Here is a 17,809-nt window from a genome sequence, read left to right as displayed (position 1 = left end):
CCGCTTTGCAGCATTTACGTGATTGGGCAGACTCGTTAGAAGCTCTGACCCATTGAGAACTGGAATATCTGGGTTTCGGCATCGTCAGGCTTCATGACCGGCACGGCCAGACTGAAGCTCAGCGGACCGAAGCCGCTGACCCAGGTCACGCCCAGCCCGATGGAGCTGGCCATGTTGCTGAAGTCGATATCGCAACTTTCGTCGTTACGCTCCTCCTGCGAGGAACTGCAGTTGGTATCGAACACGTTACCCACATCCCAGAATACGGAGGTACGCAGCGAACGCTGATCCTTGACGAACGGCATCGGGAACATCATTTCGACGCCGCCGAGCATCAGCACGTTGCCGCCGAACGGCTGTTCGTCCTGATCCGGATCCTCCTCGGTTCCTTCGTTGCCGGTTACCGCCTCGCCCCGGCTCGGCGTACTGCGCGCACCCAGGGTGTTGTCCTTGAAGCCGCGGATCGAGGAAAAGCCGCCGGCATAGTAGTGCTCGTAGAAGGGCATCTTCGACGTGGAGCCGAAGCTGTCGCCATAGCCGAACTTGGTATGAAAACGCAGGGTGTAGTCGTCCGTCAACGCCTTGAACATCTGGGCGTTGTAATCAATTTTATAGAACGACAGATCGCTGCCGGGCAGCGTGGTTTCGAACGTCAGGCTCTGCGAGGCACCGCGGGTAGGCATCACCCCGCGATTCAGGGTCGATTTCGACCAGCCTGCCGAGGCCTTGAGGTTCAGGTAATTGTCGCCTTCTTCGTCGAGGAACTCGAAGATCTCGTCGACCGTGTAGGTTCCGGTATCGATGGTATCCTGCTGGGCGGTGAGACCGAAGCTCAGGCGCGAGGTTTCGCTGATCGGATAGCCGATATTGACGCCGGTGCCGAAACTGTCCACCGAGTAGCTGGAATAGTCCACATCCAGATCGTCGTAGTCGGTGGTCCGGAAGAACACGTTGTAGCCGAGGCTGATGCCATCCTCGGTCCAGTAGGGATCGACGAAGCCGAAATTGTAGTTGGACTGGTACTCGCTGCGGGTCAGACCGATGGTAACCTTGTTGCCGCTGCCGAGAAAGTTGTTCTGGCTGATCGAACCGCCGAGCACCAGACCGGCGTTCTGGGCAAAACCGACGCTGGCGGTGACGGAGCCGGAAGCCTGCTCCTCGACCGTGAAATTGACGTCGACCTGATCGTCGGTACCCGGCACCTGCGGCGTCTGGACACTGACTTCCTTGAAGAAGCCCAGGCGCTCGAGACGGGTCTTCGACTGGTCGATCAGATAGGTCGAGGCCCAGCCGCCTTCCATTTGACGCATCTCGCGACGCAGCACTTCGTCCTCGGTCTTGGTGTTGCCGCGGAAGTTGATGCGGTTGACATAGGCCCGCTTGCCCGGATCGACCACGAAGGTCACGGAAACCGTCTTGTCCTCGTCATGGGGCTCGGGCACGGCATTGACGTTGGCGAAGGTATAGCCCTCGTTGCCCAGGCGCCGGGTGATCAGCTCGGAGGTGCTGGTCATCACCTTGCGGGAGAACACCTGCCCCTCCTTGACCAGCAGCAGGGACTCGATCTCCTCGGCCGGCACCTTCAGGTCGCCGGTGAGCTTGACGTCGCGGATGCTGTACTTCTCGCCCTCGTCGATATTGACGGTGACGTAGACATGGCGCTTGTCCGGCGTGATGGATACCTGGGTGGAGGCGATATCCATGTTGATGTAGCCACGATCCAAGTAGTAGGAGCGCAGACGCTCCAGGTCACCGGACAGCTTCTCGCGGGCATACTTGTCGTCGTTGCGGAAGAAGGACAGCAGGTTGGTGGTCTTCAGCTCGAACAGGCTGAGCAGGGTCTCGTCCGAAAAGACCGTGTTGCCCACCACGTTGATGTGCTGGATGGCGGCGACCGAACCTTCGTTGATCTTGATTTTCAGCGCTACCCGGTTGCGCGGCTGCGGCACGACTTCGGCCTCGATCGAGGCTGAATAGCGGCCCTGGGCCACATACTGGCGCTGGAGCTCGTTGCGCACCCCTTCCAGGGTCGCCCGCTGGAAGATCTCGCCTTCGGCCAGGCCGGACTGCTTCAGTCCGTTCAGCAGGTCTTCCGACTTGATAGCCTTGTTGCCCTCCAGTTCGATACTGGAAATGGAAGGCCGCTCGACGACCGTGATGATCAGGACATTGCCATCGCGACCAAGCTGGATATCCTGAAAGAAACCAGTCTTGAAAAGGGCACGCGTACCCTCCACGAGGCGCCGGTCGTCCACCTGATCGCCAACGCTGAGCGGCAAGGCGCTGAATACGCTACCGGCGGAAACCCTCTGCAGACCATTGACACGGATATCGGAGATGGTGAAGGACTCGGCGTGAACCTCGGCGATCATCATGGCGGCGAGGACCGCAGGCAGCAGCAGGCGTTTCATGAAGTCCTTTTTTTCAACTGACAATAAAGAAACCGCCGCGAAACGCGGCAGTTTCGAAACTCGGCAATGCGTCACAAGCGACTTAGATCATTGACCAAAGCCAACAGCATGACCCCAACGACAAGGCTGATCCCAATCTGCATTCCCCAAGCCTGGACTCGTTCCGACAAGGGGCGCCCCCGGACCCACTCGACGAAATAGAAAAGCAGGTGCCCGCCATCGAGCACTGGAATCGGCAGCAAATTGAGCACCCCCAAGCTTATGCTCAGATAGGCGAGAAAATTCAGGAAGTCTCCCACCCCTGACTGGGCTGAAGCGCCCGCCACTTTAGCAATGGTTATCGGCCCGCTCAAGTTTTTTACCGAGAGCTCGCCAAAGAGCATTTTTCTCAGAGAATCAAGGGTAAGAGCGCTCATGTTCCAGGTCCGCCGGAGGGCCTCGCCGACCGCTTCCAAGGGATCGTGACGGACTTCACGGACCATTTCCGGCGGCCATCCGACCGGCTCCACCCCGGCCCCGAGATAGCCGCTGCGCGCTTCGCCTTCACCACGCGCCGCCAGCTCGACCGGCAGCTCGACGCGCTGCCTGTCCCGCTCGAACAGGAAGACGACGCGGGCACCGGGACGGGCGCGCACCCGATCGACGACTTGCTGCCAATCCTCCAGAGGCACCCCGTCGAGCGCAAGCAGGCGGTCACCCTCCTGCAGGCCGGCCGCCTGCGCCGGCCCCTTCGGATCCAGCCGCGCCAGTACCGGCGGCAGTGCAGGCCGCCACGGGCGAATGCCGAGACTCGCTATGGGATCGGGGTCCTCGACACCCCTGAGCCAGTTCTTGATAACCAGATGACGCTGGGCAGCCACACTGGAACCCGATTCGCGCACGGTGATCTCGAGCGTGCCGCTCTCCCCCAGGCGCCGCACCATCTGCAGGTTGACCGCCGCCCAGTCGGTCGCCTCCTCGCCATCCACGGCGAGGACCTCCTCGCCAGCCTGCAGCCCTGCAGCCGCCGCCACGCTGCCTGCCTCCACGGCACCGATGACCGGACGCAGCTGCTGGCTGCCGAGCATGGCCAGCACCCAGAAGAACAGCAGGGCGAGAAGGAAGTTGGCGACGGGACCAGCCGCCACGATGGCGATGCGCCGACGGACGCCCTGGCGATTGAAGGTTTGCTCGAGCAACGCCGGAGGAACCTCGCCCTCGCGCTCGTCGAGCATCTTGACGTAACCACCCAGGGGAATCGCGGCGATCACGAACTCGGTTCCCTGTCGATCATGCCAGCGCAGCAAGGGCGCACCGAAGCCGACGGAAAAGCGCAGCACCTTGACTCCGCAGCGACGGGCAACCCAGAAGTGGCCGAACTCGTGGAAGGTGACCAGCACCCCGAGCGCGACCAGAGTGCCGATGATCATATACAGAGCGCTCATTGAACTCCTCCGGTCCGGCGATCGTGACGCCAGACGCAAGTCGTGGTGTAGGCTCCGGAACAGGCTGGCGACTCCGCCCCCTGCCGGAAGAGACGTGCTCGCCCCTTCGCCATGCGCCACCTTTGTTACTGGCCGGCCAGCCCCGGCATGGCACAGCAGAAGAATGCTCGCCGGCCGGGCCCGTCAGCCAAGCTCAGCGATCGTGACGCCGCAGCCAGGCCTCGGCCCGCGCCCGGGCCTGGCCATCGACGTGCAGCACGGTCTCGAGGTCGTCGATGGTTACGATCGGTTCGCCCTGCAAGACTTCCTCGATGATACTCGCGATTTCCGGAAAGCGGACGCGCCCGTCGAGGAAGGCCGCCACGGCCACCTCGTTGGCGGCATTGAGCATGGCCGGCGCGCTGCTGCCGGCCTCGGCCGCCTCCCGGGCCAGGCGCAGACAGGGAAAGCGCGCATGGTCGGGCGCCTGGAAGTCCAGACGGGCGATGGCGAACAAGTCCAGGGGCGCGACGCCGGAATCGATTCGCTCGGGCCAGGCCAGCGCATGGGCGATCGGCGTGCGCATATCCGGATTGCCCAGCTGCGCCAGCACCGAGCCATCGACGTAATCGACCAGGGAATGAATCACGCTCTGGGGGTGAACCACCACCTCGACCTGCGCGGGACGCGCATCGAACAGCCAACAGGCCTCGATCAGCTCCAGCCCCTTGTTCATCATGCTGGCCGAATCCACGGAGATCTTCCGCCCCATCGACCAGTTGGGATGGGCACAGGCCTGCGCCGGCGTCACTTCGGCCAGTTCGACTGCAGGGGTTTCCCGGAACGGCCCACCAGAGGCAGTCAGCAGGATGCGACGCACTCCGACCGCCGACAGGCCGTTCCCATAGGCGGCGGGCAGGCACTGAAAGATGGCATTATGCTCGCTATCGATCGGCAGCAATTGCGCACCACTGCGGCGTACCGCCTGCATGAACAGGGCGCCGGACATCACCAGCGCCTCCTTGTTGGCCAGTAGAACCTTCTTGCCCGCCTCCACCGCCGCCAGCGTGGGACGCAGTCCGGCAGCACCGACGATCGCCGCCATCACCGCATCCACCTCGGGATGGGCCGCCACCTCGCACAACCCCTCGCCGCCGGCCAGTACCCGGGTGGTCAGTCCGGCAGCGCGCAGCTCGTCCTCAAGCCGGCGAGCCGCCCCCTCCTCGGGCACCACGGCATAGCGGGGAGCAAAACGCAGGCAGAGGACGCGCAACTCCTCCAGGCGGGCAAACCCTGTCAGCGCGAAGGCCCGGTAACGCTCGGGATGACGGGCAATCACATCCAGGGTGCTCAGGCCGATGGAGCCGGTGGCACCTAGCACGGTTATCTGCTGCGGCTTCAAAATACCCCCTAACCCGCGAACCAGAGCATGATGACGAACATGGGGATGGCCGCGGTCAGGCTGTCGATACGATCCAGCACCCCCCCATGTCCAGGCAGGAGATTGCTGCTGTCCTTGAGGCCGGCGTGGCGCTTGAACATGCTCTCGGTCAGATCGCCGACCACCGAGATCAGTACCACCAGGGTCGTGCCGGCCAGGGCCAGCACCAACTCGCCCGCCAGCCAGCCGCGAAACAGCCCGACGGCGACGGTGAGTACCAGGCAGGCGAGCAGGCCACCAGCCACCCCCTCCCAGCTCTTGCCGGGACTGACCTGCGGCGCCAGCTTGCGTCGCCCGAAGGCCCGGCCGACGAAATAGGCGCCGATATCCGCGGTCCAGACCAGCGCCATCACCGCCAGAATCAGCTGATTGCCCAGCGTCCACTGTTTGAGTAACAGCAGACCTTGCCAGGCCGGCAGAAGAATCAGCAGACCGATTGCCAGCCGCCTCTCCCTACCTGCCCAGCAATGACTGCTCTGCGGGTAGCTCAGGACCAGCGGCACGGCCAGCAGCCACCAGAGGATGCCGAGCACCATGACCCCGGCCGCCAGCACCGGCAACCAATAGAGAAGGAGCAGCAGCGCGGCGATCGCCGCGGCGAAGCCCAGCCGGACCAGTTGCCCGGCGAAGCCGGCGAGCCGCGCCCATTCCCAGCCGCCGAGAGTGACCACCGCACCGATGAACAGCGCGAAGACTCCGCCCTCGAGCAGGAAGAAACCGGCCAGAGCGAGGGGCAGCAGCACCAGCGCCGTGAGGATTCGTTGCTTGAGCATCAGGTTCGTGCCTCTGCTTCCACCTGTTCGCTGGTCTTGCCGAAGCGGCGCTGACGGGAAGCGAAGTCGGCCAATGCCTGACGCATGGCGTCCTGCTTGAAGTCTGGCCAGTATTGATCGGTGAAGTACAACTCGGCATAGGCCAGCTGCCAGAGCAGAAAGTTGCTGATGCGATGGTCTCCCCCGGTGCGAATGCACAGGTCCGGCAGCGGCTGGTCGCCGGTCGACAGACAGCTCTGCAGGAGCTGCGGAGTGATGTCGTCCGGCTGCAGATGGCCGACCTGAACCTCGCGCGCCAGACGCTGTGCAGCCTGGGCGATGTCCCATTGCCCGCCGTAGTTGGCGGCGACCTGCAGAAGCAGGCCCGTTTGTCCGGCAGTCTGCAGTTCCGCCTCGCGCATGGCAGCCTGCAATTCGGAGCTGAAGCGCGAGCGATCGCCAATGATGCGCAGGCAGACGCCGTTCTCGCCGAGGCGCTTCGCCTCGCGCCGCAGGGCCGCCAGGAACAGCTCCATCAGGGCGCTGACCTCGGCGGCCGGACGCTGCCAGTTCTCGCTGGAGAAGGCGAACAGGGTCAGCACCTCGACCCCCGCCTCGACGCACACCTCGATCACTGCGCGCACCGCATCGACTCCCGCCTTGTGCCCGGCAATGCCGGGCAGCAGGCGCTTCTTCGCCCAGCGGTTGTTGCCATCCATGATGATGGCGACATGGCGCGGCACCACAGCAGGAGCAGCGGTCTTGTATTTATCCATGAAATTTCCCGTAGCAGCCGCGACTACACGGCCATCAGGTCGGCCTCCTTGGCCTCCAGCGCCTTGTCGACCTCGGCGATGGCCTTGTCGGTGAGCTTCTGCACCTCATCGGCCGCACGGCGCTCGTCGTCCTCGCTGATCTCCTTCTCCTTGACCAGGTCCTTGAGCTGGGCCAGGGCATCGCGGCGGATGTTGCGCACCGCGACGCGGGCGTTTTCCGCCTCGGCGCGCGCCTGGCGGGTATAGCCCTTGCGGGTTTCCTCGGTCAGAGCCGGCATCGGCACGCGAATGGTGGTGCCGGCAGTCGCCGGATTGAGCCCCAGATCGGAGGTCATGATGGCCTTTTCCACAGCCTGGATCATGCTTTTGTCGAACACGGTCAGGGCCAGGGTGCGCGCATCCTCGGCGACCACGTTGGCGACCTGGCGCAGCGGGGTATCGGCACCGTAGTAGGAAACCATGACGCCATCCAGGATGCTCGGGTGGGCCCGACCGGTACGAATCTTGGCGAAGGCGTGCTCCAGCGACTCCAGACTCTTCTTCATGCGCGCCTGCGCGTCCTTCTTGATCTCATTGATCATGCTTGCTTTCCTCGATCAGGGTTCCTTCAGCACCGCCGACCACGATGTTCAGCAGGGCTCCCGGCTTGTTCATATTGAAGACGCGCAGCGGCATCTTGTGATCGCGACATAGACAAATGGCGGTCAGATCCATCACGCCCAGCTTGCGATCCAGCACCTCGTCGTAGGTCAGGTACTCGAACTTCTCGGCATTCGGATCCTTGAAGGGATCAGCCGTATAGACACCATCCACCTTGGTGGCCTTGAGTACCAGGTCGGCATCGACCTCGATGGCACGCAGGCAGGCGGCCGAGTCCGTGGTGAAGAAGGGATTGCCGGTTCCCGCGGCAAAAATCACTACTTCGCCGGAAACCAGATGGCGCATGGCCTTGCGTCGGTCGTAGTGATCGGTCACCCCGACCATGGAGATCGCCGACATGACGGTCGCCGGAATATTGGAGCGCTCGAGGGCATCGCGCATGGCCAGGGCGTTCATCACCGTGGCCAGCATCCCCATGTGGTCGCCCGTGACCCGGTCCATGCCCGCGGCGGACAGCGCGGCGCCGCGGAACAGGTTGCCGCCGCCGATCACCAGGCCGACCTGCACGCCGATGCCGACCAGTTGACCGACCTCCAGCGCCATGCGGTCCAGTACCTTGGGATCGATGCCGAACTCTTCGGAGCCCATCAAAGCTTCGCCGCTGAGCTTGAGCAGAATGCGTTTATAGCGAGGTTGACGACCACTCACCTGCTGGGCCATTGCGTATCTCTCCTGCGGCTCTATCTGTATCAGTCGAAACAGGCACGCGTGCCTGCCGTTGCCCTGCACCGCAGCCAGCGCGGACCGACGGCCGGGAAGCGGCTGGCGAAGCGGCTGCCCCAGTTGCCCCGGCTGCCTGCAAATTGGTTTGACGACCGACTCCGGTGCTGCGGCCAGCAATATCACCCATCGCCATGTCCCGAGCCGTCGGGCGCCGGACCGGCAAACCGCGGGCCGCCATTCGACAAAGAGGCCGCACGCGCGAGCGGGCAGCCTCTTGTCGGGACGACGGAGTCGAAGCCGTCTTATTGCTTGCTGGCAGCGAGCTGGGCAGCCACTTCGGCAGCGAAGTCGACTTCGGCCTTCTCGATGCCCTCACCCACTTCGTAGCGGACGAAGGAGACGATTTCGGCCCCGGCCTTCTTGGCCAGATCGCCCACCTTGACTTCCGGATCCTTGACGAACGGCTGCTCGACCAGGCTGGCTTCGGCGAGGAACTTGTTGATGCGACCCTTGACCATGTTCTCGACGATGTTTTCCGGCTTGCCGGCGATCTTGTCGGCGTTCAGCGCCAGGAAGATCTCCTTCTCCTTGGCGACCGCCTCCTCGGACACCTGGGACGGGTCCAGGAACTGCGGGTTGCTGGCCGCCACGTGCATGGCGATTTCCTTGGCCAGCTCGGCGCTGCCGCCCTTCAGGCTGACCAGAACACCGATGCGGTGACCATGCAGATAGGCCCCCACCACGTCGCCCTCGACACGGGTCAGACGGCGGATGTTGACGTTCTCGCCGCACTTGGCCACCAGAGCCTCGCGAGCCGGCTCCTGGGCCGCGACCAGCGGAGCGGCGTCGGTCAGCTTGCCGGCAAAGGCCTTCTCGAGGCTGTCGGCCACGAACGCCTTGAAGTCGTCCTGCAGGGCCAGGAAGTCGGTCTGGGCATTGACCTCGATGATCACGGCCGCCTTGTTGTCGTCGGACACCTTGACCGCGATGGAGCCTTCGGCGGCGATGTTGCCGGCCTTCTTGGCAGCCTTGATTGCGCCAGAGGCACGCATGTCGTCGATGGCCTTCTCGATGTCGCCACCGGCGGCGACCAGAGCCTTCTTGCACTCCATCATGCCCTGGCCGGTGCGCTCGCGCAGTTCCTTGACCAGCGCCGCGGTAATCTCTGCCATGTTCGCAATCCTCTTGAAAAGGTTTTCAACCATTCCGCCCGCTGGGCCGGGCGTTTCCGATCTTCAAATGTAAAAGTGGCAAAAAGGGGGCCTAGCCCCCTTTCTTGCGCAGCGGGTACCGCCTGGCGCCCCGCGCTTAGCCTTCCGCAGCCTCGGAGGCAGCAACTTCCTCGACGAACTCGTCACCGGCGCCGGCGTTCTGACGACCACGCAGCACGGCATCGGCCACGGCGCTCAGGTACAGCTGCACGGCGCGGATGGCGTCGTCGTTACCCGGGATGATGTAGTCGACGCCCTCGGGGCTGCTGTTGGTATCGACCACGCCGATGACCGGAATGCCCAGCTTGTTGGCTTCGGAGATGGCGATGCGCTCGTGGTCGACGTCGATCACGAACATGGCGTCCGGCAGACCGCCCATCTCCTTGATGCCGCCCAGGCTGCGCTCCAGCTTCTCCAGATCGCGAGTGCGCATCAGCGCCTCTTTCTTGGTCAGCTTGGCGAAGGTGCCGTCCTGGGACTGGGTTTCCAGTTCGCGCAGACGCTTGATGGAAGCGCGAATGGTCTTGTAGTTGGTCAGCATGCCGCCCAGCCAGCGGTGGTCGACGTAGGGCATGCCGCAACGGGCGGCCTCTTCACGGACCAGCTTGCCGGCGGAACGCTTGGTGCCGACGAACAGGATCTTGTTCTTGCCCGCTGCCAGCTTCTCGACGAAGCTCAGGGCTTCGTTGAACATCGGCAGGGTCTTTTCCAGGTTGATGATGTGAATCTTGTTGCGCGCACCGAAGATGTACTTGCCCATCTTCGGGTTCCAGTAACGGGTCTGGTGGCCGAAGTGGCAACCGGCCTTCAGCATGTCGCGCATATTGACTTGGGACATTTCAATTCCTCGATCGAGTCGGGTTAAGCCTCCACGCATCCCGATATCCAACCCTTGCGGGCACCCAGGATACCGTGCCGATACGTGTGTGGGGTTTGGTGCTCGCGAACGACAAGTCCGCCGAGCGGCGCGTTTTATAGCATAAAAGCCGACCGCAGGCTACCGGCTGACAGATGACAGCCCCTGCCTTCCGCGCGGCACGCGGGCAATTTGGTTTATCATCGCGCCTTCCGAACGTATGCCCCGCGCCTCAGGCGCCGAGAGAGAGTCCGCATGACCGTCACCATCAAGACGCCCGAGGAAATCGAAAAAATGCGCGCAGCCGGCCACCTGGCCGCCGAGGTGCTGGAAATGATCGGCGAACACGTCAGGCCGGGCGTCACCACCGAGGAACTGGACCGCATCTGCCACGACCATATTGTCAATGTGCAGCACGCCATTCCCGCCCCGCTCAACTACAAGGGCTTTCCCAAGTCGATCTGCACCTCGGTCAACCATGTGGTCTGCCACGGCATCCCCAACGACAAGCCGCTGAAGGACGGCGACATCGTCAACCTCGACATCACCGTGATCAAGGACGGCTATCACGGCGACACCAGCATGATGTTCCTGGTCGGCAACACCCCGGATTGGGCGAGACGCCTGTGCCAGGTGACCCAGGAATGCCTGTACAAAGGCATCGAACTGGTGCGCCCGGGCGCCCACCTGGGCGACATCGGCGAGGCGATCCAGAAGCACGCCGAGAAGAACGGCTTCTCGGTGGTCCGCGAATACTGCGGACACGGCATCGGCGCGGTGTTCCACGAGGAGCCCCAGGTGCTCCACTACGGCCGTGCCGGCACCGGTCTGGAGCTCAAGGAAGGCATGACCTTCACCATCGAGCCGATGATCAACCAGGGACGCGCGGAAACCCGCCTGCTCGGCGACGGCTGGACCGCCATCACCAAGGACCGCAAGCTCTCCGCCCAGTGGGAGCACACCGTACTGGTCACCGCCGACGGCTACGAGGTCCTGACCCTGCGCCGCGACGACACCCTTGCCCGCACGCCGCGCTGATCCCGTACCGGCCCATGAATATCCGACCGCAGTAGAAAGGTGACGCCATGCCGCAGGTGGATCCCGAGTTGTTCGACCCTGGCCAGTTCCAGGCCGAGCTGGCCCTGAAGTCCAGTCCCATCCCCGCCTTCAAGAAGGCCCTGCGGCGCGCCCGGGAGGTGCTCGACGCACGCTTCCGGGAAGGCCGCGACATCCGCCGGCTGATCGAGGACCGGGCCTGGTTCGTCGACCAGATTCTCGCCCTGGCCTGGAACCGCTTCGACTGGAGCGAGGACGCCGACATCGCCCTGATCGCCGTCGGCGGCTACGGCCGCGGCGAGCTGCACCCCTACTCGGACATCGACCTGCTGATCCTGATGGACGGCGCGGATCATGAGGTCTTCCGCGAGCCGATCGAGGGCTTTCTCACCCTGCTCTGGGACATCGGCCTGGAAGTCGGGCAGAGCGTGCGCTCGCTGGCCGAGTGCGCCGAGGAGGCGCAGGCCGACCTGACGGTGATCACCAACCTGATGGAAAGCCGCACCCTCGCCGGCCCCGAACACCTGCGCCAGCGCATGCAGGAAGTCACCAGCGCGCAGCGGATGTGGCCGAGCCGGGCCTTCTTCCTCGCCAAGCGCGACGAGCAGAAGGCCCGTCACGCCCGCTACAACGACACCGAATACAACCTCGAACCCAACGTCAAGGGCTCGCCCGGCGGCCTGCGCGACATCCAGACCCTTCTCTGGATCGCCCGCCGCCAGTTCGGCACCATCAACCTGCACGCCATGGTCGGCCAGGGCTTCCTGCTGGAAAGCGAATACACCCTGCTCGCCGCCTCCCAGGAGTTCCTCTGGAAGGTGCGCTACGCCCTGCACATGCTCGCCGGACGCGCCGAGGACCGTCTGCTGTTCGACCTGCAGCGGCAGATCGCCGGCCTGCTCGGCTACGAGGACAGCGACGCCAAGCTCGCCGTCGAGCGCTTCATGCAGAAGTACTACCGGGTGGTGATGGGCATCGCCGAGCTGACCGAGCTGGTCTTCCAGCACTTCGAGGAGGTCATCCTGCCCGGCGACAGCGCCGGGCGCGTCGAGCCGCTGAACGAGCGCTTCCAGGTACGCGACGGCTATCTGGAGATCACCCACGGCAAGGTCTTCCAGGAAACCCCTTCCGCCCTCCTGGAGATCTTCGTGCTGCTGGCTCGGCACCCGGAAATCCGCGGCGTGCGCGCCGACACCATCCGCCTGCTGCGCGACCACCGCTACCTGATCGACGATGCCTTCCGCCGCGATCCCCACAACACCGGCCTGTTCATCGAGCTGTTCAAGAGCCGCCAGGGCATCCACCGCAACCTGCGGCGCATGAACCGCTACGGCATCCTCGGGCGCTATCTGCCGGAGTTCGGCCATATCGTCGGCCAGATGCAGCACGACCTGTTCCACATCTATACGGTCGACGCCCACACCCTGCACCTGATCAAGAACCTGCGCAAACTCTTCTGGCCGGAACTGGCGGAAAAATACCCGCTGGCCAGCAAGCTGATCGAGAAGCTGCCCAAGCCCGAACTGGTCTACCTGGCCGGGCTCTACCACGATATCGGCAAGGGCCGCGGCGGCGACCATTCGGACCTCGGCGCCGCCGACGCCCTGGCCTTCTGCCAGCGCCACCAGCTGCCGGGCTGGGATACCCAACTGATCGTCTGGCTGGTGCGCAACCACCTGCTGATGTCGACCACCGCCCAGCGCAAGGACCTCTCCGACCCGCAGGTGATCTTCGACTTCGCCCAGAAGGTCCGCGACCAGACCTACCTGGACTACCTCTACGTGCTGACCGTGGCGGACATCAACGCCACCAACCCGACCCTCTGGAACTCCTGGCGGGCCAGCCTGCTGCGCCAGCTCTACACCGAGACAAAGCATGCCCTGCGCCGCGGCCTGGAGCAGCCGGTCGCCCGCGAGGAGCAGATCCGCCAGACGCAGAACGCCGCGCTGGACATCCTGGTGCGCAGCGGCACCGACCCCGACGACGCCGAACACCTCTGGACGCAGCTGGGCGACGACTACTTCCTGCGCCACACCTCCAACGACATCGCCTGGCACACCGAGGCGATCCTGCAGCACCCGAGCAACGGCGGACCGCTGGTGCTGATCAAGGAAACCACCCAGCGCGAATTCGAGGGCGCCACCCAGATCTTCATCTACGCACCGGATCAGCACGACTTCTTCGCCGTGACCGTGGCCGCCATGGACCAGCTCAACCTGAGCATCCACGACGCCCGCATCATCACCTCGACCAGCCAGTTCACCCTCGACACCTACATAGTGCTCGACGCCGACGGCGGCTCGATCGGCAACAACCCGGCGCGCATCAAGGAGATCCGCCAGGGGCTGGTGGAGGCCCTGCGCAACCCGGCCGACTACCCCACCATCATCCAGCGCCGCGTGCCGCGCCAGCTCAAGCACTTCGCCTTCGCGCCACAGGTCACCATCCACAACGATGCCCTGCGCCCGGTGACCATCCTCGAGATCATCGCCCCGGACCGCCCCGGCCTGCTGGCGCGGATCGGCAAGATCTTCCTGGACTTCGACCTGTCGCTGCAGAACGCCAAGATCGCCACCCTGGGCGAGCGGATCGAGGACGTGTTCTTCGTCACCGACGCGCACCACCAGCCGCTGTCAGATCCGGAGTTCTGCGCCCGCCTGCAGCTGGCGATCGTCGAACAGCTGGCCGATGGCGACAGCCACATCCAGCCGAGCCGGATCAGCATCTGAACCTTGAAGCAGACGGCGGCCCGCCCCGAAGCCACGGGCGGCCGCCGCCTGCGGCCACCAGGAAAGCCCCATGAACGACGCCCTGAACCTGCTGCAACCCTATCCTTTCGAGAAGCTCCGCGCGCTGCTCGCCGGCGTGCAGCCGCCGGCCGACAAGAAGCCCATCGCCCTGTCCATCGGCGAACCCAAGCACCGCTCGCCGAGCTTCGTCGCCGAGGCCCTGACCGCCAACCTCGAGCAGCTCTCGGTCTATCCCACCACCCTCGGCCTGCCGGCGCTGCGCGAAGCCGTCACCCAGTGGTGCGAGCGGCGCTTCCGGGTGCCGACCGGCTGGCTGGACCCGGCGCGCCACGTGTTGCCGGTCAACGGCACCCGCGAGGCGCTGTTCGCCTTCACCCAGACCGTGGTGGACCGCGCAAGCGACGGCCTGGTGGTCAGCCCCAACCCCTTCTACCAGATCTACGAAGGCGCGGCCCTGCTCGCCGGGGCCACGCCGCACTACCTGCCGTGCCTCGAGGAGAACGGCTTCAACCCCGACTTCGACGCGGTGCCGGCGGACGTCTGGCAGCGCTGCCAACTGCTGTTCCTCTGCTCGCCGGGCAACCCCACCGGCGCCCTGGTGCCGCTTTCCACCCTGAAGAAGCTGATCGCCCTGGCCGACGAGCACGACTTCGTGATCGCTGCCGACGAGTGCTACAGCGAGCTGTACTTCGACGAGCAGAACCCGCCGCCCGGCCTGCTCACCGCCTGCGCCGAGCTGGGCCGCAGCGACTTCCGCCGCTGCGTGGTGTTCCACAGCCTGTCCAAGCGCTCCAACCTGCCGGGCCTGCGCTCGGGCTTCGTCGCCGGCGACGCCGAGATCCTCAAGAGCTTCCTGCTCTACCGCACCTATCACGGCTGCGCCATGTCGGTGCCCACCCAGCTGGCCAGCATCGCGGCCTGGAACGACGAAGTTCACGTCCGCGCCAACCGGGTGCTGTACCGGGAGAAGTTCGACGCCGTGCTGGACATCCTGCAGCCGGTGCTCGACGTCAAGCGCCCGGACGGCAGCTTCTACCTGTGGCCACGCACCCCGGTGGACGACCAGACCTTCACCCGCGAGCTGTTCGCCCGCGAGCACGTGACCGTGGTACCGGGCAGCTATCTGTCGCGCAGCGTGAACGGCCTCAACCCCGGCGCCCAGCGCGTGCGCATGGCCCTGGTCGCGCCGCTGGCCGAATGCGTGGAAGCCGCCGAGCGCATCCGCGACTTCGTCCGCGCGGGCTGAGCCAAACGCCGTCGGCGGGGCGCCCCAGGCGCTCCGTCCGCCCTCCCTCAACTGCTGCGGTACAGCCGTGCCTCGCTGATGTCCAGTTCGCGCAGGATCTCGCCGAGCAGGTCGTCGTCGACCTGGTTGCGGTGGCGCAGGCGGTACAGCTCCAGACGCTGGGAGCGCAGCGCCTGCAGACGCAGGCGCTGCTCCAGCGCATCCATCTGGCGCAGGCGCGTGCGCGCCTCCCCGGAATCGTCGCGCTCCAGCTGCTGGCGGTACTCGGCCATGATCCTGGCCTTGACCTCGGCGGCCAGCGCCATGCCCTCGGGGCTCAGGCCGGGGTCGTCGCTCTGCGCCTCCAGGGCGCGGATCGCCGCCTCGATGGTCTTCGCCCGCTGGCGCCGCAGCTCCTGCTCGCGCGCCTCCTCATTGTCCGCCGGCAGACCGCGCAGCAGCAGCGGCAACCCGAGGGTGGCGACCAGGAGCGACAGCAGGATCACTCCGGCGGCGATGAAGATCAGCAGGTCGCGCTGCGGGAAGGCCTCGCCATTGCCCAGCAGCAAGGGCAGCGACAGCACGCCGGCCAGGGTCACGGCGCCGCGCACCCCGCTCAGGGTGAGCAGCGCGGCCAGACGCAGCGACGACTGCCCGGCGAAGCCGCTGGGCAGGCCGCGCCAGCGACGCAGCGCGCCGGACACCAGCCAGTAGAGCCAGGTCCAGACGAAGCGCAGCAGGATCAGCGCCAGGTACACCTGGCCCACGTAGAGCGCCAGCTGTCCGGCGCTCGCCCAGAGCAGCTCGCCCTCCTCCAGCGAGGCCTTGACGATGTCCGGCAGCTGCAGGCCGAGCAGCAGGAAGATCAGCCCGTTGAAGGTGAACTCCAGCAGCGCCCAGACGCTGCGGTTGAGCAGCCGCGTGGTGGTCTGCCGCGGCAGCAGGTCGAGACGGCTCTGCATCATGCCCGCCGCCACCGCCGAGAGAATCCCGGAGACGCCCAGGTGCTCGGCCGCCACATAGGCGGCGAACGGCAGCAGCAGCATGAACATCACGTGCGGCGCCGGCTCTTCCCAGCCGAGGCCGATCATCCAGGCGCGAAAGCGCCCCAGCGCATAGCTCAGGGCGACCCCGACCGCCAGTCCGCCGAGGGCTACCAGGACGAATTCCAGACCGGCCTCGGCGGGCGAGAAGGCCCCGGTCAGCGCGGCCGCCACGGCGAACTTGAAGGCCACCAGGCCGGAAGCGTCGTTCATCAGCGCCTCGCCCTGGAGGATGTTCATCAAGGTGCGCGGCAGGCGGCCGTGGACGATCGCCGACACCGCCACGGCATCGGTGGGCGACAGCACCGCTGCCAGGGCGAAGGCCACCGCCGTGGGAATGCCCGGGAACAGCAGATGGATCAGCCAGCCCGCGCCCAGCACGGTGAACAGCACCAGGCCGAAGGCCAGCAGCAGGATCGGCGTGCGCAGCCGCCAGAACTCGCCCTTGGGCATCCGCCAGCCGTCGACGAACAGCAAGGGCGGGATGAACAGCAGCAGGAACAGCTCGGGATCGAGCCGCACGTGCAGCCCCAGCGCCGGCACCGCCAGCAGCGCACCGATGGCGATCTGGATGAGCGGCAGCGGGATGGGGATGAACTGCGCAGTGATGCGCGTGCCGCCGACGACCAGCAGCATGATCAGGATGGTGTAGAGAAGTTGCATACGCGGGAAGGAGCAGCCGGGAGGAGCCTCCAGTCTACTCCCTCAAGCGAAGCGGCGAACCTTGCGAAGGTCGAGGTGAAAATCTTTTCGAGTCAGTGACGTGGCACCTGCCGCAGGACAGTGCCGAGCGCCAGCATGTGCTGCTGCTTCACACTGACCTGTGCGGCCTTCATCGCTTCCCAGATGCCCTGCCAGCCGTCCAGTTCGGCCGCTTCCAGATGACGGGCAGCCAGATGCTGCCGGTCGAAGTGTTCCCGGCTGCCCAAGACCAGCAGGGGCTCGATCGACTGCGGCACCAGCAAGGCATCGGCCCGCGGCAGAGTCTGGGCGATGAACAGGCCCGCCGGGTCCCAGTCGGGGAAGACGGTGACTTCGCAGCCTGCCGGCAGCATCGCCAGCAGCCGGCATGCGCCGCGGGCGAGGCCGCCGTGGCCGCGGTACACCACCAGGCTGTCGGTCAGCCCGGCCGGGGCCGGATAGGCGTGCCAATCGTCGAAGCTGTCGAGGTTCTCGATCACCACGACCGACGCGACGGCCCCGAGGTCCAGGCCAACCAGCGGCACGCGCAGACTCAACTCCGAGCCCAATGGAGGAAGCGGCGCAGGCAGGCGCCCCTTGACCAGCACGAAGCCATCGTCGGGGCGCTGGCGGGCGAGCTTCTCGTCGATGGCCGTCATCGCCACCTCCCGGCGCGTGCCGTCCGGAACGCCTCCAGCGGGTCGAAGCCCCATGCGCGCCGGGCCAGTTCCCGGAGCATTTCCCGTTGCTCCCGGTTGAAATGCAGCCAGTTGCCCAGCGCCTCGCCCACCTCGAAGGCCGCGTGAATCGGCTTCCAGAGCGAATTCAGCTCGACCCGCTCAAGGCGCTCGCGCAGCAGGCGATGGACGGCCTGCATGTGT

At 65.4% G+C, this 17,809-nt stretch carries 15 protein-coding genes; 3 read left to right on the top strand and 12 right to left on the bottom strand.

Features of this window, described 5'->3' with window-relative positions:
- Positions 1-35 precede the first annotated feature (35 nt).
- From bamA to rpsB, 9 genes are all read right to left on the bottom strand, one after another.
- Positions 36-2,411, bottom strand: a complete 2,376-nt coding sequence (gene bamA, locus GCU53_RS18900) for an outer membrane protein assembly factor BamA (RefSeq protein WP_152388970.1) — start codon at positions 2,409-2,411, stop codon at positions 36-38.
- A gap of 71 nt (positions 2,412-2,482) precedes the next feature.
- Positions 2,483-3,835 (bottom strand): RIP metalloprotease RseP, encoded by a 1,353-nt coding sequence (rseP, locus tag GCU53_RS18895; RefSeq protein ID WP_152388969.1) that lies wholly within the window; start codon positions 3,833-3,835, stop codon positions 2,483-2,485.
- A 193-nt stretch (positions 3,836-4,028) separates the two neighbouring features.
- Positions 4,029-5,219, bottom strand: a complete 1,191-nt coding sequence (gene ispC, locus GCU53_RS18890) for a 1-deoxy-D-xylulose-5-phosphate reductoisomerase (RefSeq protein WP_152389963.1) — start codon at positions 5,217-5,219, stop codon at positions 4,029-4,031.
- A 5-nt stretch (positions 5,220-5,224) separates the two neighbouring features.
- Positions 5,225-6,028: a phosphatidate cytidylyltransferase gene (locus tag GCU53_RS18885; RefSeq protein WP_152388968.1), complete on the bottom strand. Its 804-nt coding sequence runs from the start codon at positions 6,026-6,028 to the stop codon at positions 5,225-5,227.
- Positions 6,028-6,783 carry a polyprenyl diphosphate synthase gene (gene uppS / locus GCU53_RS18880; RefSeq protein ID WP_152388967.1) on the bottom strand — a complete coding sequence of 252 codons (756 nt, stop codon included), beginning with the start codon at positions 6,781-6,783 and terminating at the stop codon, positions 6,028-6,030. Before uppS ends, GCU53_RS18885 begins: the two co-directional genes overlap by 1 nt.
- A gap of 23 nt (positions 6,784-6,806) precedes the next feature.
- Entirely contained in the window at positions 6,807-7,364 is a 558-nt protein-coding gene (gene frr, locus GCU53_RS18875; protein WP_152388966.1) for a ribosome recycling factor, read from the bottom strand.
- On the bottom strand, positions 7,354-8,103 hold the full coding sequence (pyrH, locus tag GCU53_RS18870; RefSeq protein WP_131301327.1) for a UMP kinase: 750 nt from the start codon (positions 8,101-8,103) through the stop codon (positions 7,354-7,356). The genes frr and pyrH overlap by 11 nt, the downstream gene beginning before the upstream one ends.
- 305 nt (positions 8,104-8,408) lie before the next feature.
- A complete protein-coding gene (gene tsf, locus GCU53_RS18865) occupies positions 8,409-9,278 on the bottom strand; it encodes a translation elongation factor Ts (RefSeq protein WP_152388965.1) in 870 nt (289 codons plus the stop codon).
- Between the two features lie 136 nt (positions 9,279-9,414).
- Positions 9,415-10,155, bottom strand: a complete 741-nt coding sequence (gene rpsB, locus GCU53_RS18860) for a 30S ribosomal protein S2 (protein WP_152388964.1) — start codon at positions 10,153-10,155, stop codon at positions 9,415-9,417.
- A gap of 210 nt (positions 10,156-10,365) precedes the next feature.
- Between rpsB and map the strand changes: the two genes are divergently transcribed.
- The 3 genes from map to dapC all read left to right on the top strand — a co-directional run bounded on the left by map (position 10,366) and on the right by dapC (position 15,225).
- Positions 10,366-11,211 (top strand): type I methionyl aminopeptidase, encoded by an 846-nt coding sequence (map, locus tag GCU53_RS18855; RefSeq protein ID WP_280115842.1) that lies wholly within the window; start codon positions 10,366-10,368, stop codon positions 11,209-11,211.
- Between the two features lie 47 nt (positions 11,212-11,258).
- The gene (locus GCU53_RS18850; protein WP_152388962.1) at positions 11,259-13,958 is read left to right on the top strand and encodes a [protein-PII] uridylyltransferase; all 2,700 of its coding nucleotides are present in this window, start codon (positions 11,259-11,261) and stop codon (positions 13,956-13,958) included.
- A 70-nt stretch (positions 13,959-14,028) separates the two neighbouring features.
- Entirely contained in the window at positions 14,029-15,225 is a 1,197-nt protein-coding gene (gene dapC, locus GCU53_RS18845) for a succinyldiaminopimelate transaminase (RefSeq protein ID WP_152388961.1), read from the top strand.
- Positions 15,226-15,272: 47 nt separating this feature from the next.
- On the opposite strand, the gene GCU53_RS18840 is transcribed toward dapC, so the two are convergent.
- From GCU53_RS18840 to GCU53_RS26240, 3 genes are all read right to left on the bottom strand, one after another.
- A complete protein-coding gene (locus tag GCU53_RS18840; RefSeq protein WP_152388960.1) occupies positions 15,273-16,910 on the bottom strand; it encodes a Na+/H+ antiporter in 1,638 nt (545 codons plus the stop codon).
- 92 nt (positions 16,911-17,002) lie between these two features.
- On the bottom strand, positions 17,003-17,587 hold the full coding sequence (locus GCU53_RS18835) for a DUF7281 domain-containing protein (protein ID WP_244306848.1): 585 nt from the start codon (positions 17,585-17,587) through the stop codon (positions 17,003-17,005).
- The gene (locus tag GCU53_RS26240) at positions 17,584-17,805 is read right to left on the bottom strand and encodes a hypothetical protein (RefSeq protein ID WP_244306846.1); all 222 of its coding nucleotides are present in this window, start codon (positions 17,803-17,805) and stop codon (positions 17,584-17,586) included. The genes GCU53_RS18835 and GCU53_RS26240 overlap by 4 nt, the downstream gene beginning before the upstream one ends.
- Positions 17,806-17,809: the final 4 nt, after the last annotated feature.

The sequence above is a fragment of the Azotobacter salinestris genome, assembly GCF_009363155.1.
GTDB classification, from domain to species: domain Bacteria; phylum Pseudomonadota; class Gammaproteobacteria; order Pseudomonadales; family Pseudomonadaceae; genus Azotobacter; species Azotobacter salinestris.
Note: the sequence above shows the minus strand (reverse complement) of the source record. Positions and strands in the feature narration are given on the sequence as shown.